Annotated in this window: 15 protein-coding genes; 11 read left to right on the top strand and 4 right to left on the bottom strand. The window is 56.9% G+C overall.

The features are described from left to right. Position 1: 1 nt before the first annotated feature. Complete coding sequence (locus AC5SEM_RS17305; protein ID WP_495470912.1) at positions 2-3,502, top strand: glycosyltransferase; 3,501 nt, start codon at positions 2-4, stop codon at positions 3,500-3,502. Between the two features lie 182 nt (positions 3,503-3,684). Here AC5SEM_RS17305 and AC5SEM_RS17300 read toward each other — a convergent pair whose 3' ends face one another. Next, positions 3,685-4,674, bottom strand: coding sequence for a glycosyltransferase family 2 protein (locus tag AC5SEM_RS17300; protein WP_495470911.1), 990 nt, complete (start codon positions 4,672-4,674; stop codon positions 3,685-3,687). Between the two features lie 260 nt (positions 4,675-4,934). On the opposite strand from AC5SEM_RS17300, the gene AC5SEM_RS17295 reads away from it, so the two are divergent. The 4 genes from AC5SEM_RS17295 to fabF all read left to right on the top strand — a co-directional run bounded on the left by AC5SEM_RS17295 (position 4,935) and on the right by fabF (position 9,708). After that, positions 4,935-6,944 carry a nucleoside-diphosphate sugar epimerase/dehydratase gene (locus AC5SEM_RS17295; RefSeq protein ID WP_177412576.1) on the top strand — a complete coding sequence of 670 codons (2,010 nt, stop codon included), beginning with the start codon at positions 4,935-4,937 and terminating at the stop codon, positions 6,942-6,944. Between the two features lie 110 nt (positions 6,945-7,054). Then, a complete protein-coding gene (locus AC5SEM_RS17290) occupies positions 7,055-7,390 on the top strand; it encodes a helix-hairpin-helix domain-containing protein (RefSeq protein ID WP_116030505.1) in 336 nt (111 codons plus the stop codon). Between the two features lie 217 nt (positions 7,391-7,607). Then, complete coding sequence (locus AC5SEM_RS17285) at positions 7,608-8,411, top strand: SDR family NAD(P)-dependent oxidoreductase (RefSeq protein WP_495470910.1); 804 nt, start codon at positions 7,608-7,610, stop codon at positions 8,409-8,411. A 22-nt stretch (positions 8,412-8,433) separates the two neighbouring features. Then, positions 8,434-9,708 (top strand): beta-ketoacyl-ACP synthase II, encoded by a 1,275-nt coding sequence (fabF, locus tag AC5SEM_RS17280; RefSeq protein ID WP_495470909.1) that lies wholly within the window; start codon positions 8,434-8,436, stop codon positions 9,706-9,708. Here the strand turns inward: fabF and AC5SEM_RS17275 are convergent. The 3 genes from AC5SEM_RS17275 to eat form a co-directional block, all read right to left on the bottom strand. Then, on the bottom strand, positions 9,705-10,259 hold the full coding sequence (locus AC5SEM_RS17275) for a TetR/AcrR family transcriptional regulator (RefSeq protein WP_495470908.1): 555 nt from the start codon (positions 10,257-10,259) through the stop codon (positions 9,705-9,707). The genes fabF and AC5SEM_RS17275 overlap by 4 nt on opposite strands. Positions 10,260-10,396: 137 nt before the next feature. Continuing rightward, entirely contained in the window at positions 10,397-10,564 is a 168-nt protein-coding gene (locus AC5SEM_RS17270) for a DUF2897 family protein (RefSeq protein WP_007908505.1), read from the bottom strand. 129 nt (positions 10,565-10,693) lie between these two features. Continuing rightward, entirely contained in the window at positions 10,694-12,058 is a 1,365-nt protein-coding gene (gene eat, locus AC5SEM_RS17265) for an ethanolamine permease (RefSeq protein WP_495470907.1), read from the bottom strand. 416 nt (positions 12,059-12,474) lie between these two features. Here eat and kdpF point away from each other — a divergent pair, with 416 nt between their 5' ends. The 6 genes from kdpF to AC5SEM_RS17235 all read left to right on the top strand — a co-directional run bounded on the left by kdpF (position 12,475) and on the right by AC5SEM_RS17235 (position 21,104). After that, positions 12,475-12,564, top strand: coding sequence for a K(+)-transporting ATPase subunit F (kdpF, locus tag AC5SEM_RS17260; protein ID WP_007899818.1), 90 nt, complete (start codon positions 12,475-12,477; stop codon positions 12,562-12,564). An 8-nt stretch (positions 12,565-12,572) separates the two neighbouring features. Further along, positions 12,573-14,267, top strand: coding sequence for a potassium-transporting ATPase subunit KdpA (gene kdpA, locus AC5SEM_RS17255; RefSeq protein ID WP_495470906.1), 1,695 nt, complete (start codon positions 12,573-12,575; stop codon positions 14,265-14,267). Between the two features lie 10 nt (positions 14,268-14,277). Beyond that, positions 14,278-16,341, top strand: coding sequence for a potassium-transporting ATPase subunit KdpB (gene kdpB / locus AC5SEM_RS17250; RefSeq protein WP_495470905.1), 2,064 nt, complete (start codon positions 14,278-14,280; stop codon positions 16,339-16,341). Between the two features lie 686 nt (positions 16,342-17,027). Beyond that, a complete protein-coding gene (kdpC, locus tag AC5SEM_RS17245) occupies positions 17,028-17,573 on the top strand; it encodes a potassium-transporting ATPase subunit KdpC (protein WP_495470904.1) in 546 nt (181 codons plus the stop codon). A 132-nt stretch (positions 17,574-17,705) separates the two neighbouring features. After that, on the top strand, positions 17,706-20,357 hold the full coding sequence (locus tag AC5SEM_RS17240) for a DUF4118 domain-containing protein (protein WP_495470903.1): 2,652 nt from the start codon (positions 17,706-17,708) through the stop codon (positions 20,355-20,357). A gap of 48 nt (positions 20,358-20,405) precedes the next feature. Then, positions 20,406-21,104, top strand: coding sequence for a response regulator (locus AC5SEM_RS17235; RefSeq protein ID WP_110720402.1), 699 nt, complete (start codon positions 20,406-20,408; stop codon positions 21,102-21,104). The last annotated feature ends 30 nt before the right edge of the window (positions 21,105-21,134 follow it).

Genomic DNA, 21,134 nt, shown 5'->3' with positions numbered 1-21,134 from the left:
TATGAGTCAGACTGAAGCGAATAAAAAAAAGGCGCTGGTGGCCTGTTCAAGGCTGGTGGATTTCGCGGGTGCAGAGATTGCCGCCTTGGAAATTGCCACTACCTTGGCTGATCTTGGTTTTGATGTTGTGCTTGCTGCGCTTGAGGTAGGTGGCGCCATTGAGTCCGAATTAAACGCCGCCGGGATTTCCTATGTTGATTTATCAGTCACTCGCTTGAGTAATGCGAGTTTTGATTTTGTATGGCTAACGCATTACGTTGTCGTCTATCAATTATTCGCCCGGGATCGGATATCGGCGAAGAGCGGGTTTTATTCTTCGCTGTCACACTTTGAGCCTCTCGAAAGTCCACCCGTCCCCAGTATCTTTTTCTCCCAGTATCTGGTCCACTCGCAAGAAAATTTTGAACACTTTTCCCAGAAATACCCTCAGTTTGTCGGAAGAGTCAGCATCCTTCCTAACTCCTCTCCGGAGGGGTATTTCCAGATGCCACGGCGCGCGATCTCCAGCACGCTTGAGTCAGTGTGCATTGTCTCAAATCACGCACCTGATGAAGTTCTTGAACTGGTCGGTTTGCTTGAGGCGCGCGGAGTTGACGTCGACATAATTGGTATTCAAGGCACACCCAAGCGGGTGACCCCGGAAGTTTTAGGCCGTTACAGTGCTGTTATAACCATCGGTAAAACAGTGCAGTATTGCCTGGCCGGAGGCGTGCCCGTTTATTGTTATGATCGGTTTAGCGGCCCGGGTTGGATCACGCCAACTATCTTAGCCCAAGCCTCTGAGAAGAATTTTTCTGGTAGATGCACACCGGTAAAGAAGTCGGCTTCACAAATAGTCGATGAATTGATTTTAGGGTATCGTTCCGTTTTGGAGCAGTCCGAAGTACTTAAAAATATTGCCAGCGAAAAATACTCACTCAAGAATAATGTAGCCAAACTTATTGAGACTTTTGATCGGCTGCCTATGTGCGTAACTCTTTCGGAGACCGAGTTCGAGGTTCTTTCCAAGGACTCAGAAACCTTTTGTTCGCAGCGCAATGTTATAAGAAACTACCAGGAAGTTGTTAAGAATTCTGAATTAAGGTTGAGCCACCTCGCCAAATCGGAACATGAGAAAGAAATAAAGATGAATGAGATTAGTAAGGCGTTGGCCGACCGGGAAGCTCAAATTGATCTCGTTACTTCAACGCTATCGGATTTCGAGGATAAAATCGCGCAATTGACTAGCGTTTTAGGCAGTCGTGAGATGGATGTTGAATCGTTAAATATGATCCTCGCAAATCGGAAGGAAAAAAATGTTGCAAGGTCGGGTGCCATGGAGGAGGCCACTGACCAGATTATTCTCGATCGTTATATTACTCAAAAGGAGTCGCAGATCTCCATTTTCAGTAAAGTCCTTTCCGAGCGAGAAGCAGAAGTTGCAAGATTGAACCAAGAGCTTTCTCTATTACGGCAGGAGTTAAAGCAGTCGCTGCAGTCGAGTAAGTCCGATACCAGCAGTACTGATGATCGGCTTGCTGAACTGGAGCGTTTTCTGGCGTTGTCTCGTGATGAGTTGAACGCCGTTTTGAACTCCAATAGCTGGAAAATCACCTCTCCGGTTCGTCGGCTAGCATCAAAGTTTTCGCTGAAAATAGCGTCTTTGAAATTGTTGGCCAGGAATTCTGTGTTTGTTCTGCGGCAAGAAGGGGTGTTGGCGTTTGTTCGTCGGACCGTCAGTTTTTTAGTGCGTCGCAGGCAGCGCAAGATCGCCTCTTCAGCGCTGGAGCGGTTTAGCCGGGAAATAGATGATTTGGGCGCGAATCCAGCGCCTCTGGTTTCATTTGTCATACCTATTTACGATCGGGTCGATGTACTGCGAGTCACTGTCAATTCAGCGCTTGCGCAGACGCAGCAGGTATTTGAAGTCATATTGGTCACTGACGGTTCGCCTGCTCAGACCATGGCGGTCGTGGAGGAATTTCGGAATAACCCTCTTGTAAGAATTTTTAGTTTCCCCACTAGTTCCGGAAATGCGGTGCGTGGCCGAAATAAGGGAATTCTCGAAGCCAGGGGTAAATATATTGCATTTCTGGATAGCGACGATATTGCAGCCCCTGATCGCTTGGAAGTATGCCTGCCAATTCTCGAGTCGGGTGTAGATGTCGTTTATGGCGGTTGGCGAGCACTGTTGGACGGTAGCCGTGAAATTGATGGACTCGTTAATGGTCAGGAGGTTTACAGTCCTGATTGTGATTTGAGCATGCTGGAAAAAGTCTGTGTTCCTTGCCAAAGTACTGTGATGGTGAGAAGAGAAACGCTTCTGAATACGGGGTTCCTGAAGCATAAAATGGAGTACCGTGAGGACCACGAGTTGTGGTTGCGCCTCGCTTACAATGGCGCAAAGTTCAAATCTGTTCCGCACGTATTGACTGATCTCCGATTGCATGCCGGGAATAATGAACTGAATTTCAAGGATAATGACGGTCATTGGGAAACTCTGCTTAAAGAAGAGTATCGGAGAAAGGGGCCTGTGCCGAAGAAAATAGCCTTTCTACTCGCTGGGCTTGGTATTTCGGGTGGTGCTGCAGTTGTCCTGAAGCATGTAAGTCTGCTCATCGAGGAAGGTCACGATGCGTTCGTGATAGATTTGGGTGGCTACGGAGATATTCAATGGTTTGGGAACCCGGCAATTCGCGTATATACCATAAATGATATATCCCAGTGTGGTGTCGATAACATCGATATGCTCTTCGCTACGTTCTGGACGACAGTTGAATGGCTCGAAAAGATTCAAGCCAAGAGGAAGCTGTATCTGGTGCAGTCTGATGAGCGTCTTTTTTATGATGATTATTTATTAAAAGAGCGCGTAGAACAGACTTATAAGAAGGATATTGAGTATGTCGGTATCGCGCAGTGGATTGTCGATTTTTTAAGATTGGAGTTTGGTCATTCTCCAGTCTACTTGCCCAATGGTCTGGACCCGGCATTGTTTTACCCGGATACCCCTTTACAGGAAAAAAATCCGACGCGTTTGCGCGTATTGATTGAAGGACCTATTTCGGTCCCGTTCAAAGGTATGGCTGACGCTTATGCAGCCGTTAGCGAACTCGATTGCGACTTGTGGATAGTGAGCAGTGATGGCATGCCTGAACCGCATTGGCGACATGAGCGTTTTTTCCAGAAGGTGAAACAGGAAGACATGCGGAGAATATATTCGTCCTGTGATATTTTGCTGAAGATGAGCAAGATAGAGAGCTTTGCATATCCTCCACTTGAAGCCATGGCCTGCGGCTGCACGGTTGTCATCATGGATGTCAATGGCGGTATCGAGTATGCAGTTGATGGGGTGAACGTCTTGAAGATCGGAAAGGGCGATATCCAAGGTGCGCGACAGGCTGTCAAGAGTTTGCTCGATGATGATTCGCTACGTAACAAGTTGAGGCAGGCCGGCTTCGATACCGTGCAAAACTGGACTTGGGACCCAGCGAAAAAAGTATTGGCCGAGTTGACATCATCTTGATTGGGACCGCCTAACTGTTTTTACCTCATCGACTCAGCGAGGTTTAAGGCTTTCATCAAGATAAGTTGGTTTCCAGACCCGCGAGGTACATTAAGTTATCTCGTGGGTCTGGCTTTATTTGGGCCTCATTGCCGGCTGGTGTAGGCGAAGGTTGAATTGGCAGTTGTCGGCGTGCTTGGGAACTATATCTTGTTAAAAAGAATTGCGAGACAAAGGCTGATGTTCCCTTTTAGTGTCTGCCGGTAGATTCCGGATTTTTTTAACAGATAAATTCTTTTGAAAAAATTGCTTTCACGACCTTGCTTGAACTCATTAAGCGTTTTTCTACTGCTCGCTGTTAGTTCAGTCTCTACGCAGTCGAGTACCTTGAGGTTTGAATCGCTCCAATTGCGGAACTGTCCATCGATTACTTTTCCGAATCTGATGATGCGTTCCTTGATCCCGGTATTGGCGCCAATCACGTTGCCGCTATGTTGTCGATAGTCCAGTGTGGGTTGGATGTCGTAAATTACCGTGCCACCACAACCACTGGTTAAGAGATATGTCAGCCAGTCATGCGCAATGATGTTGATATCTGCAGGTATGCAATTCAAAAGCTTTCGTGTTGAATTGTTTATAAGCATTGTATTAGCACCCGCTATGCTCTGAATCAATGCATTCTGAAAGTTCGGGTTTCGAATGAATTTCGGAGAATAGCCGATAATATTTCGATTCTCATCAATCAATCGAGTGCGCGAGCAATACATGGCCGGCAGGTTTTGCGGTAATAACTTTAATTGATCAATACTTCGCTCCAGCTTGTCCTGGAACCAGATGTCATCCTGATCGCTGAAAGCAAAATAATCCGCGATTATTTTATCGTTCCTGATAAGCGATATAAAATTTTGGGCAAACCCGGTGCGAGGTCCGGCGAATATTTTAATGCGATTTGTCGCAATAAGATCCCTGTATTCTTCGAACACGGCGAGTGTGCCATCGCTGGATCCATCATCAGACACATAAAGCGTCCATTTTTTATGGGTTTGCGCTATGAAAGACTCAATTTGTTCTTTGAGAAATGGCCGCCCGTTGTAGGTGCAGAGAAGAATGGCCACTTCAACAGCAGACGCCCCATCGGCGGGGGACTCCAAGGAGTGAGTCAGTTGAAGGGCTTGCGGCGTTGGGTGCTCCATGCGTCCTCACACTTGAAAATATTGAGTTATGACTGCTGCAAAAAAGCACGCTGATGGCTTCTTGATATCGTTTTGCATGAATAATACTCGCTGAACGCTAATTTTATCTGTCCGAAGGGTTAAATCTCTACTCTTTTGCGCTTTAATGGAGTGCGCTCGTTAGCCCATGTCTAGTCTGGCAATACTCTGTGCTGTTGCATGTCGAGTAGGATGTAAAACGGGAGTGATATCTTTGCCTGGTCGGAGCAACCGAGATTGAAATGGAACATCGTGTAATGGACAAATTGCGACTTTTCCTCCTTAGAATGCCGCGTCAGAGAAAACGTCTGATTCAGGTAGTGATGGACGTGTTTCTGGTCTGGATTTCATTGTGGGGCTCTTTCGTGGTTCGCTTGGGGATCGAGGATGTCTTGGATCCTCTCAGAACCCATCTCTGGTTGTTTATCTGTGCCCCGATAGTCGCGATTCCCCTGTTCATCCGCTTCGGCATGTACCGTGCGGTCATGCGATATTTCGGGAATGACGCGCTGATCGCGATCATCAAGGCCGTCAGCCTTTCCTCCCTCATTCTTGCGCTTGTCGTCTTCTGGTACAGCAATCATCAGGCTGTCGTGCCGCGCTCGATCATCTTCAACTATTGGTGGCTGAGTCTGGTGATAATCGGCGGATTGCGACTGTGCATGCGCCAATACTTCATGGGCAACTGGTTCACTGCCGCTCAACACGTACCGTTCGTCAACCGCGAAGACGGTCTGACCAAGGTCGCTGTTTACGGTGCGGGTGTCGCGGGTAATCAATTGGTCGCAGCTCTGCGGATGGGGCGTGTTATGCGTCCGGTGGCATTCATCGACGATGACGCGAGTATTTCCGAGCGATCAATTTCCGGCCTTCAAGTCTATAAACCCAGACACATCCAGCAGATGATTGATGAGACCGGCGCACAGGAAATTCTTCTGGCTCTACCTTCCTCTACGCGTGCCAGGCGTAGGGAAATATTGAATCTGCTCGAAGGTTTCCCGCTTCACGTGCGGAGTGTCCCCAGTTTCAGCGATTTGGCCAGTGGGCGGGTCAAAGTGGAGGATATTCAGGAGGTCGATATTGCCGACCTGCTTGGTCGTGATGCGGTACCGGCACAGTCGGATCTTCTGGAGCGCTGTGTCAAGGGCAAGATTGTGATGGTCACCGGTGCCGGCGGTTCAATCGGATCTGAACTCTGTCGGCAGATTTTCGCTTTGGCTCCGACCACGCTAATTTTATTCGAACACAGCGAGTTTAACCTTTATACGATTGTGTCAGAGCTCGAAGGCCGCGGGTGCCGGGAATCGGCGCCCGTTCGACTGCTGCCGATTCTTGGATCTATTCGTCATCAGGAAAAGCTTCTCGATGTAATGAATATCTGGAGGGTAGATACTGTTTATCACGCTGCCGCTTATAAGCATGTGCCGATGGTTGAGCACAACATTGCTGAAGGTGTTCTGAACAACGTAATAGGTACGCTCAATACCGCTCAGGCTGCTTTGCAATCAGGCGTTTCGAACTTTGTCCTGATTTCGACTGACAAGGCCGTTCGTCCAACCAATGTCATGGGTAGCACAAAACGCCTGGCAGAGTTGACGCTGCAAGCTTTGAGTCGGGAGATTGCACCGGTGCTGTTTGGTGATAAATCCAATGTTTCGCGAGTAAATAAAACCCGGTTCACCATGGTGCGTTTCGGTAATGTGCTCGGCTCCTCCGGTTCTGTGATCCCGCTGTTTCACAGTCAGATAAAATCCGGCGGACCGTTGACGGTTACTCATCCCAAGATCACTCGATACTTTATGACCATTCCTGAAGCCGCGCAGTTGGTTATCCAGGCCGGCTCATTGGGGCAGGGGGGAGATGTATTCGTGCTGGATATGGGAGAACCGGTAAAAATCGTCGAGCTTGCAGAGAAAATGATCCATCTTTCCGGTTTGAGTATTCGTTCCGAACGCAATCCTCAGGGTGATATCTCTATCGAGTTCACTGGGCTGCGCCCAGGTGAAAAACTCTACGAGGAGCTGCTGATCGGCGACAACGTGGCCGCTACACCTCATCCGATGATCATGACGGCAAGTGAAGATCACTTGCCTTGGGATGTGCTCAAGAACCGGTTGCATGATTTGCTGGTTGCGGTTGAAAAGGATGATTACTCGCGTGTCCGCCAACTCCTGCGCGAAACCGTCTCCGGCTACACCCCCGATGGCGAAATCGTCGACTGGATCTACCAGCAGCGTCGGCTTGAGCCCTGATTGTTTCACATCCTGTAACGCACGCATTTTTGACATCGCTCCACCATGGCCTACGTTTGGAGAGCAGCTTCGGAAAAGCTGCTTTCTCAAACGATGATGGAGCGTCACTAATGCGTACCGGTTACTTCTATTCTCTGATCTTTGCTTTCCTCACCAGCGCCTCGATCGCCGCTATTGCCGCACCTGTTGCGCCAGCGGAGGCGCCTAAAGCGCCTTTGGTCATGGATACAGCGGCACCCGCACAAAGCGCAAAAGTCGATCTCAATGATGCCGACGCGGCGACGCTGCAAAAGGAACTGGCTGGAGTGGGTGAGGCCAAGGCGAAAGCGATTGTTGCCTATCGTGAAACAAACGGGCCGTTTTCATCAGTAGATGAGTTGCTGGAAGTGAAGGGGATTGGCAAAGCGATCCTGGATCGCAATCGCGACAAGCTGGAAGTCAACTAAGCTTACTGTTCAACGCCAAGGGGGCCGGTCTTAGACCGGCCTTTTTCATTTGGCGCAGTGCTTGGCTGCGGGTGGGAGTGGAGAGGGCACCCGTCGGACGATTTAAAATTACGGCTATCATATCTCCTTTAGATTATGCCTATAATAATTTGCCGGGGCGTCGAGCCGACACGTCTCATCGGCAACTTCCTTCATCAAGCATTTCAGGAGCATTCTCATGAATTCCGCACACTCCCAAGGTACTGCTCTCGTTACCGGCGCATCGTCCGGTATCGGTGCGATTTACGCTCAGCGCCTGGCGGCGCGTGGTTTTGATCTGCTGCTGGTTGCCCGTGACAAGGATCGACTGGAAAGCGCCGCGAGTCAGTTGCGCGATGCCCATGGTGTTCAGGTCGAAGTGCTGAAAGCAGACCTGACGCAAAAGGACGATGTACTCAAACTCGAACAACGTCTGCGCAGCGATTCCAGCATCAGCTTGCTGGTCAATAACGCCGGTGTGGCGTCGGACGGTTTACTGGCCAACGCCGACATGGACCAGTTGGAGCGCTTGATCCAGTTGAACATCACCGCCGTCACGCGCCTGGCATCGGCCGCGGCCGCGAGTTTCGCCAAGGCCGGACGTGGCACGATCATCAATATCGCCTCGGTGGTGGCGTTGTTTCCGGAACGCTTCAACGCCACCTACAGCGCTAGCAAAGCTTATGTACTGAGCCTGACCCAGTCGCTGAACACTGAACTCGAAGGCACCGGCGTGCAGATCCAGGCCGTGCTGCCGGGTGTGACTCGCACCGAAATCTGGGAGCGCTCCGGCATCGATGCCAGTGGCATTCCGGCAGAAATGGTCATGGACGCAGGCGAGATGGTCGATGCGGCGCTGGCCGGTCTGGATCAGGGCGAGTTGATCACCATTCCTTCGCTGCCTGACGCAGGCGAATGGCACGCCTTTGTTGCGGCTCGCCATGTCATGGCACCGAACCTTTCCCGCAGTGCCGCAGCACAACGGTACAAGTCCGGCAATTGAATTGATCAGAGGTCACTACAGTATGGATTCGCGTCGAATAGTCGTCACGGGCATGGGCCTTGTTTCACCCTTGGGCAGCGATCGTGAAGTCGTCTGGCAGCGTTTGCTGGCCGGACGTTCTGGTTTGCGTAACCTGCCTGAGGCAACGGTCGCTGATTTGCCCACGCGTGTCGGCGGCGCGGTGCCAACGCTGGAAGAGGACGCTGAGGCAGGATTTGATCCGGATCGCGCCACGCCACCCAAGGAACAGAAGAAGATGGACCGCTTTATTCTGTTCGCCATGGAAGCTGCCCGGCAGGCACTGGAACAGGCTGGCTGGCACCCCTCGGAAAGCAAAAGCCAGGAGCGTACAGCTACGATCATCGGCTCCGGTGTCGGCGGTTTCGGCGCGATTGCCGACGCTGTACGCACCACCGATAGTCGCGGTCCTCGGCGTTTGTCACCGTTTACCATTCCGTCGTTCCTGGTCAATCTCGCGGCAGGGCACGTGTCGATTCAACACGGCCTCAAGGGACCTTTGGGGGCGCCGGTGACGGCGTGCGCTGCGGGTGTTCAAGCGATTGGCGATGCGGCGCGCTTGATCCGCGCCGGTGAAGCTGATATTGCCGTGTGCGGTGGCGCGGAAGCTTGCATCGACCGCGTCAGTCTTGCCGGTTTTGCGGCAGCGCGGGCACTGTCGAGCGGTTACAACGACACCCCGCAGCGCGCCTCGCGGCCGTTCGACAGCGGGCGCGACGGTTTCGTGATGGGCGAGGGCGCGGGGTTGTTGGTGATCGAATCCTTGGAGCATGCGCTGGCGCGTGGCGCGACGCCGCTGGCGGAGCTGGTCGGCTATGGCACCAGCGCCGACGCCTATCACCTGACGGCCGGGCCTGAAGATGGCAGCGGGGCGCGGCGGGCGATGACGCTGGCACTGGCGCAGGCGGGTATCGAGCCGGATCAGGTGCAGCATCTCAATGCGCATGCTACCTCGACGCCAGTGGGCGATCTGGGTGAGTTGGCCGCGATCAAGGCGTTGTTCGGTACCGAGAATAAAATCGCCGTGACCTCGACAAAGTCAGCCACCGGTCATTTGCTCGGCGCTGCCGGCGGGCTTGAAGCCATTTTCACACTGTTGGCCATTCGTGATCAGGTCGTTCCGCCGACGCTGAATTTCGACAATCCCGATCCGGCGAGCGCAGGGGTGGACATCGTCCATGGCCAGGCGCGGCCGATGTCGATCGAATATGCACTGTCCAATGGTTTCGGGTTTGGCGGAGTCAATGCCAGCGTGCTGTTCAAGCGCTGGCAGGCTTAGTCGCGGTTCTTCAGGTGATCGCGGGTGACATCGAGAATGCGTTGCGCAAACTCGGCATCCGCGACGCTGCGTGACAGCAGCAGCGCGCCGACCAGGGTCGACATGATGACGATGGCGCGGTCTGCGCTGTTCTCACCTTCGAGGCTGTTCTCGATCTGCTCCAGCCGAGCATTGAGGACCTCGTCGCTGGTAGGACTCGGTTGTCCACGCAGGCCCAGTTCGGAAGAAATGGTCAGCAACGGGCAGCCTTCATGAGGCGAAGTTTGATGCCATTCCGACAGGTATGTCTCGATAAAGACATCGAGCGGATTGTCCTGGGCAAAAATCTCGGCACACAACCCGTCGACCTGGTTGCCGGCCTCTTGCAAGGCCTTCTCGACCAACTCGTCCTTGGACTTGAAATGCGAATAGAAACCGCCATGGGTCAGCCCCAGCGCTTTCATCAAGGGTTGCAGACCCGTAGCGCCGATTCCGTCCTTGCGAAAGCGTGCCGAAGCCTCCTTGATAATGCGCTGATGGGTCTGGGCTTTATGGTCCTGCGAGTAACGCATCTGGAACTCTCCGCAACAATGTCCCCATCTTAACCAAGGAAAATTAGATGGTGACTGTACTTCTACTTCTTAAAAGCGTGCAGATAGCTCCAATGGCTATAAAAAGCACAAACCCCGCCGATCAGGCGGGGTTGTGTTCAGCGATCTTGGGCGTCTTTGGCGTCGGCTTCGGCATTGCGTTGGGCAACGCGTCGGCGTTCTTCATCGGTCAGATCGACCTTGTTGGCGGTGTCGCGCAACATCATTAATCCGCCGACGATCGAGCCGATTGCAACGACCAGAATCAACCAGGCATACCAGGGCATAACGGCTCTCCTTAAGGGCAGGTCGACGGGCGAGGATTTCGCCGTGCAACGCTGCATACCACGTTTGAGCGAAGTGACTTCGCAGTGGTTCCATTCTAGGCCGCTTGCACCCGGTTCACCCGAAATCCCTCAATTGCCCGTCAGCATCGCATCGGCCGGTGCGTTGGCGCGCAGTTGCCCGGTGAGCAGAAAGTAGCCGAAACCGACCGCCATGAATCCGAGGAAGATCAACCCGATCAGCGTGTTGAACCACGCCATCGCCACCAGACAAACCACCGCCAGCACCAATGCAATCATTGGAATCAACGGATAGCACGGCGCGCGGAAAGTACGCTCGAGATTGGGTTCCGATTTACGCAGTTTGAACAGGCTGAGCATGCTCATGATGTACATCACGATGGCGCCGAATACGGCCATGGTGATCATCGCTGCGGTGAGGGTCATGCCACCGAGGTTGATCAGGCCGTCGCTGTAAATCGCGGCGATGCCGATGATGCCGCCGACAATGATTGCGCGATGCGGTGTCTGGAAGCGCGAGAGTTTCGCCAGTGACGCTGGAAGATACCCGGCGCGGGCCAGAGCGAAGAACTGCCGCGAGTAGCCGAGGATGATCCCGTGGAAACTGGCGACCAGACCGAACAGGCCGATCCACACCAGCATGTGCAGCCAGCCCGAGTTGTCGCCGACCACGGTTTTCATCGCCTGCGGCAGCGGGTCGTTGATGTTGGCCAGGGTACGCCAGTCGCCAACGCCGCCGGCAAAGAACATCACCCCCATCGCCAGCAACACCAGGGTCAGAATGCCGCTGATGTAGGCCTTGGGAATCGTGCGCTTCGGATCCTTGGCTTCTTCGGCGGCCATTGCCGCGCCTTCGATGGCGAGGAAGAACCAGATCGCAAACGGAATCGCGGCAAACATCCCGGCAATCGCCGGCGCGCCAAATACATCCGACCCCGCCCAGCCATTAAGGGCGAAGTTGCTGAAGCTGAACGCGGGCGCAACTACGCCCATGAATACCAGCAACTCGGCGACGGCCAGCACGCAAACAATCAGCTCGAACGTGGCCGCCAGCTTCACGCCAAGAATGTTCAGGCCCATGAACACGATGTAGGCGCCGACTGCTGCGTGTTTCGGATCGAGTGCCGGAAACTGCACATTGAGGTACGCGCCAATCGCCAGGGCAATGGCCGGCGGAGCGAAGACGAATTCGATCAGCGTCGCCAGGCCTGCAATCAATCCACCTTTTTCACCGAAGGCGCGACGGCTGTAGGCAAACGGCCCGCCGGCATGGGGAATCGCGGTGGTGAGTTCGGTGAAGCTGAAAATGAAGCAGGTGTACATGGTCGCGACCATGAACGAGGTCACCAGGAAACCCAGTGTCCCGGCCACGCCCCAGCCGTAACTCCAGCCGAAATACTCACCGGAAATCACCAGCCCTACGGCGATGCCCCACAGGTGCAAGGTGCCCAGTGTGGGTTTGAGTTGTGTGTTCATGCGGTTGCTCCCTGAACGGTTTGGAAAGCTCGGGGAAGGGCGTTTGCAGTGGGCGTGCCAGTGCGCTGAAACAAGTCGTAATGAGTTGAAAGCTGTCGTATCGGGGATGTTCGCGGCTGGATGGGTGTTTTTTGTGCGCCAGTTGGGTGCGATGTTGGCGGTTATGCCGTCTTCGCGAGCAGGCTCGCTCCCACAGGTGTCACCGGTGTCTGGACCTGCGCATTTCAAAATGTGGGAGCGAGCCTGCTCGCGAAGAGGCCCGCCCATACAGCGCAAAACCCACCTGTAAAGCCTGCATAAACCCACTCTTTACGCTTTCTTTATGCCCAGCCAACCCCCTCGCTCTCGTTCCTTTACAGCCTCCTTTCCGACAATGCCTGCACACACGGCAATACGCCGTAACACGGAGATCTTCCATGAGCGTTCTGGACGGGGTGTCACTGCTATTGGCAGTGGGGCTGTTCATTTATCTGTTGGTTGCGCTGTTGCGCGCGGATCGGAACTAGGAGCGGCTATGCACAGTTATGACTATTGGCTGATCCTCGCGTTTTTTGCGGTGGTTCTGTTGCCGGCGCCGTTCCTCGGGCGCTTCTACTACAAAGTGATGGAAGGTCAGCGCACCTGGCTGACGCCGATTCTCGGCCCGGTCGAGCGCGGTTGCTACCGCATCGCCGGGGTCGACCCCGAGGCTGAACAGAGCTGGCAGAAATACACGCTGGCACTGCTGGCGTTCAACCTTGCCGGTTTCCTGCTGTTGTTCGCGATTCTGTTGTTTCAGGATCACTTGCCGCTGAACCCGCAAAATCTGCCGGGCCAGGAATGGACCCAGGCGTTCAACACCGCGGTCAGTTTTATGACCAACACCAACTGGCAGTCCTACAGCGGTGAAGCGACGCTCAGCTACCTGAGCCAGATGGTAGGCCTCACCGTGCAGAACTTCGTCAGCGCTGCCACTGGCCTCGCCGTGCTGGTTGCGTTGTGCCGTGGCATCGGCCGCAAATCGACGAAAACCCTTGGCAACTTCTGGGTCGACATGACCCGCGCCACCCTCTACGGCCTGCTGCCGCTGTGCCTGTTGCTGGCGCTGTATCTGGTCTGGCAGGGCGTCCCACAAACCTTCGCGCAATATGTGAACGCGGTGACGATGCAAGGCGTTGATCAAGTGATCCCGCTCGGCCCGGCCGCCAGTCAGATTGCGATCAAACAACTGGGCACCAACGGCGGTGGTTTCTTCGGCGTCAACTCGGCGCATCCGTTCGAGAACCCGACCGCGTGGAGCAACTTGTTTGAAGTCGCTTCGATCATTCTGATCCCGGTGGCGCTGGTGTTCACTTTCGGCCACTACGTCAAAGACCTGCGCCAGAGCCGCGCGATCATCGCCTGCATGCTGGCGCTGTTCCTGATCGGCGGCGCGACCTCGCTGTGGGCCGAATATCAGCCGAACTCGACCCTGAACAACGCTGCGGTTGAACAGACCGCACCGCTGGAAGGTAAAGAAGCGCGCTTCGGCACCACCGCCACCGTGCTGTGGTCGGTGACGACGACGGCCGCCTCGAACGGCTCGGTCAACGGCATGCACGACAGCCTCAATCCGCTAAGCGGCATGGTTGCACTGGTCAACATGATGGTTGGCGAAGTGATCTTCGGCGGCGTCGGTGCCGGGCTTTACGGTATGTTGCTCAACGTGTTGATCGCAGTGTTCCTCGCCGGTCTGATGATCGGGCGTACGCCGGAATACCTCGGCAAGAAACTCCAGGCGCGAGAGGTGCAATTACTGGTGGTGACCCTGCTGGTCATGCCGGTCGGCGTGCTGGTGCTCGGTGCGATTGCCGCCGCGGTTCCCAGTGCTGCGGCGACCATCAGCAACCCTGGCCCGCACGGTTTCAGCCAGTTGCTTTATGCCTACACCTCGGCGAGCGCCAACAACGGCTCGGCGTTCGGTGGTCTGAGCGCGAACACGCCTTTCCATAACCTGATGCTGGGCCTGGGCATGTTGATCGGCCGCTTTGGTTACATCCTCCCGGTTCTGGCCTTGGCCGGCAGCCTGGCGATGAAGAAAACCGCACCGATCGGCCAGAACAGTTTCCCGACTCACGGCCCGCTGTTCGTGACCCTGTTGACCGTGACCATTTTGCTGGTAGGCGGCCTGACCTTTCTGCCGACTCTGGCGCTCGGCCCGATTGCCGAACATTTAAGTATGGGCTTCTAAGGAATCCATCATGAATATGCACGTTCCTGCAAAACCTGCAGAGCCGACCAAGTCGGCAGAAGCACCGAAAACCGCGATCTCGGCCCTGTGGCGGCCGGCGCTGCTGCAAGCTTTCGTCAAGCTCGACCCTCGGCAGCTGAAGCGTTCGCCGGTGATGCTGGTGGTTGAGCTGACGGCGATTTTCACCACCGTGCTGTGCTTTATTCCCGACGCCGACGTGCCGACCTTCGTCGCCGCGCAAATCGCCCTGTGGCTGTGGTTCACCGTGCTGTTCGCCAACTTCGCCGAAGCCTTGGCCGAAGGTCGCGGCAAGGCGCGCGCCGATAGCCTCAAGGCCGGCAGCGAAGGCCTCAGCGCGCGACGCAAACTGGCCAACGGCAGCTTTCAGGTCGTGCCGGCGGCGAGCCTGCGCAAAGGCGATGTGGTGCGCGTCGAAGCCGGGGAGATGATCCCCGGTGACGGTGAGGTCATCGAAGGTATCGCGGCGGTCAACGAAGCGGCGATCACCGGTGAATCAGCGCCGGTGATTCGTGAGTCCGGCGGCGATCGTTCGGCGGTCACTGGCAACACGCGACTGGTCTCCGACTGGTTGCTGGTGCAGATCACCGTCAATCCGGGTGAGTCGACTCTGGATCGCATGATCGCGCTGGTCGAAGGCGCCAAGCGCCAGAAGACGCCCAACGAAGTGGCGCTGGATATCCTGCTGATCGGCCTGACGTTGATCTTCCTGCTGGTGGTGGTGACCCTGCAACCGTTCGCCCATTTCGCCAACGGCAGCCTGCCGCTGGTGTTTCTGGTAGCGCTGCTGGTCACGCTGATCCCGACCACCATTGGCGGTTTGCTGTCGGCGATCGGTATTGCCGGGATGGATCGTCTGGTTCGCCTCAACGTGATCGCCAAGTCCGGTCGTGCGGTGGAAGCAGCGGGTGACGTGCATGTACTGCTGCTGGACAAGACCGGTACCATCACCTTCGGTAATCGTCGTTGCAGTGCGGTGTATGCCGCGCCGGGTGTGAGTGGTCGCGAGCTGGCCGAAGGTGCGCTGTTCGCTTCTTTGGCTGACGAAACCGCTGAAGGTAAATCCATCGTCGAATACCTGCGCGGTCTGCACCCGCAGCCTGAGCCGGCGCTGGAAACCTTGACCGCTGTGCCGTTCAGCGCTGAAACCCGTTTGTCCGGCGTCGACTATCAGGGCCGTGTCTACCGCAAAGGCGCGGCGAACTCGCTGCTGAGTTTCCTCGGGCAAAAACGCGCGGATCTGGCCCCGGCGCTGTCGCGGGAAATCGACAAGATTGCGCAGAGCGGCGGCACGCCATTGCTGGTCTGTGCCGACGGCAAACTGCTCGGCGCGATCCACCTCAAGGACGTGGTCAAACCGGGCATTCGCGAGCGCTTTGCCGAGCTGCGTAAACTCGGGATCCGCACGGTGATGGTCACCGGCGACAACCCGCTGACTGCCGCTGCCATCGCCGCTGAAGCGGGCGTCGATGATGTCCTCGCCGAAGCCACGCCGGAGAAGAAACTCGCGCGTATTCGTCACGAGCAGAACGACGGTCGTCTGGTCGCGATGTGCGGCGACGGCGCCAACGATGCCCCGGCGCTGGCTCAGGCTGACGTTGGCATGGCGATGAACGACGGCACGCAAGCAGCACGCGAAGCGGCGAACATGGTCGATCTCGACAGCGACCCGACCAAGCTGCTCGACGTGGTGCAGATCGGCAAGGAATTGCTGGTGACCCGTGGCGCGCTGACGACCTTTTCCATCGCCAACGACGTGGCCAAATACTTCGCGATTCTGCCGGCGCTGTTCGCTTCGATTTATCCGCAACTGGGTGTGCTGAACATCATGCAGTTGACCAGTCCGCAGAGCGCGATTCTCTCGGCGATTGTGTTCAACGCCTTGATCATCGTTGTGCTGATTCCGCTGGCGCTGCGTGGTGTGCGCGTGCAGGCGGCGAGTGCGGCGGCGTTGCTGCGGCGCAATCTGTTGATCTATGGATTGGGCGGGATTCTGGTGCCGTTCGTGGGGATCAAGGCGATCGACATGCTGCTCACGGCGCTGCATCTGGTGTGAGGCTGACATCGCAGCCCCTCACCCTAACCCTCTCCCGGGGGGAGAGGGGACTGACCGAGGTGTTTACGAGAGCTACACCGACCTGAAATACCGAGCCGAACTCAGGTTTGAACTGCACAAAGATCGGCTCCCTTTCCTCTTGTCACCTTCGTGGGAGAGGGGACTGACCGAGGTGTTTACGAGAGCTACACCGACCTGAAATACCGAGCCGAACTCAGGTTTGAACTGCACAAAGATCGGCTCCCTTTCCTCTTGTCACCTTCGTGGGAGAGGGGACTGACCGAGGTGCTTGCGGGAGCTACACCGACCTGAGATACCGAGCCGAACTCAGGTTTTGAACTGCATAAAGATCGGCTCCCTTTTCCCTTGTCACCTTCGTGGGAGAGGGGACTTACCGAGGTGCTTGCGGGAGCTGCACCGACCTGAGATACCGAGCCGAACTCAGGTTTTGAACTGCACAAAGATCGGCTCCCTTTTCCCTTGTCACCTTCGTGGGAGAGGGGACTTACCGAGGTGCTTGCGGGAGCTACACCGACCTGAGATACCGAGCCGAACTCAGGTTTTGAAAAGCACATAAATCGGCTCCCTTTCCCCCTCGCCCCCTTGGGGGAGAGGGCTGGGGTGAGGGGGAAAAGATCTCCCTGACACCCCACCAAAGTTTGCCCAACGAATTCGAGGATTTTGCAATGTCCACAATGATACGTCCGGCCCTGAGCCTGCTGGTGCTGATGACCCTGGTCACCGGCGTCGCCTATCCACTGGTGGTAACAGGTGTCGCGCAAGTCGCCTTCCCCGCGCAAGCCAACGGCAGCCTGGTGCACGACGCCGACGGCAAGGTCCGTGGTTCGTCACTGATCGCCCAGGATTTTGTCGGCGATGCCTGGTTCCATCCACGTCCCTCCGCCGGTGCCTTCGCGACCGTTTCCAGCAGCGCGAGCAACCTGGCGCCGAGCAATCCGGCACTCGCCACGCGGGTGATCGACGACGCCAACAAACTGCAGGTTCCGGGTCAGGGCCCGGTGCCACTGGCCTTGCTGACCACCTCCGGTAGCGGCCTCGATCCGCACTTGCCACCGGCAGCAATTGCCTATCAACTGGCGCGTGTCGCGGCAGCGCGAAATGTGCCGGTATCGACTCTTCAGCAACTGCTCGATGCGCATATCGAACAGCCGCTGGTGGGGCCGCCGGTGGTGAATGTGCTGGCGCTGAACATGGCACTGGAAAAATTGTAGATCGGTGGCGCGGCCATTCGCGAGCAGGCTCGCTCCCACAGGGATACGCGTTCCAAATGTGGGAGCGAGCCTGCTCGCGAAGAGGGCCGAAAGAACACTGCATAACTATCAGCAAGAGAGAGAGCATCAAGCATGAGCGACTCCGGCCGCGCCGACGCGCTGTTAGCAGACCTGCCCCGTGACGGCCGTGGCCGGTTGAAAGTATTCCTCGGCGCTGCTCCCGGTGTCGGCAAGACCTACGCCATGCTCCAGGCCGCCCACACCCAGTTGCGCCAAGGAGTGAAAGTCCTCGCCGGCGTCGTCGAAACCCATGGCCGCGCCGAAACCGAAGCGCTGCTCGGTGGCTTGCCGCAGCAGCCGCTGGTGCGCTCGGAATACCGTGGCGTGATGCTCGAAGAAATGGACCTCGACGGCATTCTCGCCGCCAGGCCCAAGCTTGTGCTGGTCGATGAACTGGCTCACAGCAACGCGCCCGGCAGCCGCCACGCCAAGCGATGGCAAGACATTCAGGAACTGCTCGCTGCCGGCATCGACGTGTTCACCACGGTCAACGTCCAGCACCTGGAAAGTCTCAACGATCAGGTGCGCGGCATCACCGGTGTGCAAGTGCGCGAAACCCTGCCGGACTGGGTGCTGCAAGAAGCCTACGAACTGCTGCTGATCGACCTGCCGCCGCGTGAATTGCTCGAGCGACTGCGCGAAGGCAAAGTCTATGTGCCGGAGCAGGCGCGCGCGGCGATCGATGCGTTTTTCACCCAGACCAACCTCACCGCGTTGCGCGAACTGGCGATGCAAACCGCCGCCGCTCAAGTCGACAATGATCTCGCCCAAGGCTATCGCCAACTCGGTCAAGCCGCACCGGCGGTACGTGGGCGCTTGCTGGTCGGCGTCGATGGTGATGCGCAGGCCGAACGCCTCGTGCGTCATGCCAGTCGCGTTGCCCAGCGCCGGCATTTGCCGTGGAGTCTGGTGCACGTCGACAACGGTACCGTACGTGACGAGCAATCGCGTCTACGCCTGCAAAGCGCTCAGCAACTGGCCGAGCGTCTTGGCGGCGAGGTGGTTTTACTGCGCGCCGGTGAGGTCGCCAAAACCCTGATCCAGCATGCCGCCGAACGCCGCGCGAGCTTGGTATTAGTCGGTCAATCCCGGCCACGTCTGCGCCGTCGTTTGTTCGGCGGCGGACTCGCAGCGCGCCTTCTGCGTCAGGCCCACGGACTGGAAATCAACGTCCTCGACAGCGATCAGCAACAGCATCAACCGCGCCCGCGCAATGCGCTGACCCTGGTGTGGTTCGACTATGCGCTGGCGCTGGTCGCCACGGTGTTGGCCAGTGCCTTGGCGTGGGCGGTGTCGAGCGTGTTGCCGCTGCCGAACATCTCACTGGTGTTTCTCGCGGCGGTGTTGCTGGTGGCGGTGCGCAGCAGTCTCGGCCCGGCGCTGGCCTGTGCCGCGTTGTCGTTTCTGACTTACGACTTTTTGTTCATCCCGCCGAATTTTTCTTTCAGCATTCAGCGCGAAGAAGACGTGCTGACCCTGCTGTTTTTCCTGTTGATGGCGGCACTGACGGGCAACCTGGCGGCACGTCAGCGTCGGCAATTGCAGGCCCTGCGCGACACCCAGGAAGAGACCACCGAACTGCTCGACCTGTCGCGCAAACTCACCGCCGCGACCGACCGCCAAGCGGTAATCAGCGCCGCCGCGCAACACCTCAATGGCTGGAGCGATCTGCAACTGTGCCTGCTTAATCGCGACGGTCAGGGCGGCTGGAAAGTCGAAACCGGCGGGCCGTTGGAGTTTACCGAGTCCGAGCGTGCCGCCGCCGACTGGGCCTGGCAGCACGATCAACCGGCGGGCATGGGTACCGGAACGCTGCCGTTCGGGCGCTGGTGGTGGTGGCCGCTGTCGGTCGAGGATGGGCCGCTGGCGCTGCTCGGTGTCTGCGCGAAAGAAGGCCAGACCTTGAGCGGTCAACGCCGGCGTTTGCTTACCGCGTTGAGTCAGCCGCTCGCCCAAGCGTTGGCGCGCGCGCAGTTGGCTGATGACCTGGAAGCTGCGCGCCTGCACGGTGAAACCGAACAACTGCGCAGTGCCTTGCTGGCCTCCGTGTCCCACGACTTGCGCACGCCGCTGACCGCCATGCGCGGCAGTATCGACAGCCTGTTGGCCCTCGGCGAGGCGATCCCGCTGGAAGACCGTCGCGAACTGCTCGAAGGCACCCGCGATGAAGCCGAACGCCTCGATCGCTACATTCAGAATCTGCTCGACATGACCCGCCTCGGCCACGGTGCGCTTAAGCTGGCGCGGGACTGGGTGTCGCCGGCCGACATCGTCGGCAGTTCGCTCAATCGCCTGCGCGCGGTGCTCGCGCCGTTGCAGGTCAGCACCGATGTCCCGAGCGAATTGCCGCTGCTGTTTGTCCACGCCGCGTTGATCGAACAGGCATTGGTCAATGTGATGGAAAACGCGGCGCGCTTTTCGCCAGCTCACGGTCGACTGCAACTGAACGCAGGCGCGAATGACCAAGAGATTTTCTTCTCGGTCAGCGACGAAGGACCGGGGATTCCCGAAGAGGAACGGGCGAAGATTTTCGACATGTTCTACACCGCTGCCCGGGGAGATCGCGGGGGGCAGGGCACCGGCCTTGGCCTGGCGATCTGTCAGGGCATGGTCGGCGCGCACGGCGGTCGCATCAGTGTCGCCGACGGCATCGACGGACGCGGCACCTGCATCACTTTGCACTTGCCGTTGCAGACGCAACCGGGGATGGACGATGAAGCCTGATTGCGACTGCGCTACTCTCTTGCCACTCTTTTGTCTTGATGTGAATTCATGAGCCAGACCGCGACCATTTTGGTCATCGACGACGAACCGCAGATCCGCAAATTCCTGCGCATCAGCCTCGCTTCCCAGGGCTACAAAGTGCTCGAGGCCGGCACCGGTGCGGAAGGGTTGGCGCAGGCCGCGCTGAACAAGCCGGACTTGCTGGTGCTCGATTTAGGCTTGCCGGACATGGACGGCCAGCAAGTGCTGCGCGAGTTTCGCGAGTGGGCCACGGCGCCGGTGCTGGTGCTGTCGGTGCGCGCCAGCGAAGGGCAGAAAGTCCAGGCGCTGGATGGCGGCGCCAATGACTACGTGACCAAGCCGTTCGGCATTCAGGAGTTTCTCGCGCGGGTGCGTGCGTTGTTGCGTCAGGCGCCGGCGGGGGAGGCGCAGCAGGCGGCGCTGAGCTTTGGCCCGTTGACGGTCGATCTGGCCTATCGGCGCGTGTTGCTCGATGGCGTCGAAGTGGCGCTGACTCGTAAGGAATACGCAGTGCTGGCGCAACTGGCGCGGCATCCGGGGCGAGTGATTACCCAGCAGCAATTGCTCAAGGATATCTGGGGACCGACGCACACCGAGGACAGCCATTATCTGCGGATTGTGGTGGGGCATTTGCGCCAGAAACTGGCGGATGATCCGACGCGGCCGCGGTTTATCGTCACTGAAGCCGGGGTTGGCTATCGACTGTTGAGTGAGAACAGCCTGTAGGGAGTTGTGTTGTCTTTTCTGGCCTCATCG

This window comes from Pseudomonas sp. CH61 (assembly GCF_059429415.1).
This window is presented reverse-complemented; position numbering and strand designations above follow the sequence as displayed.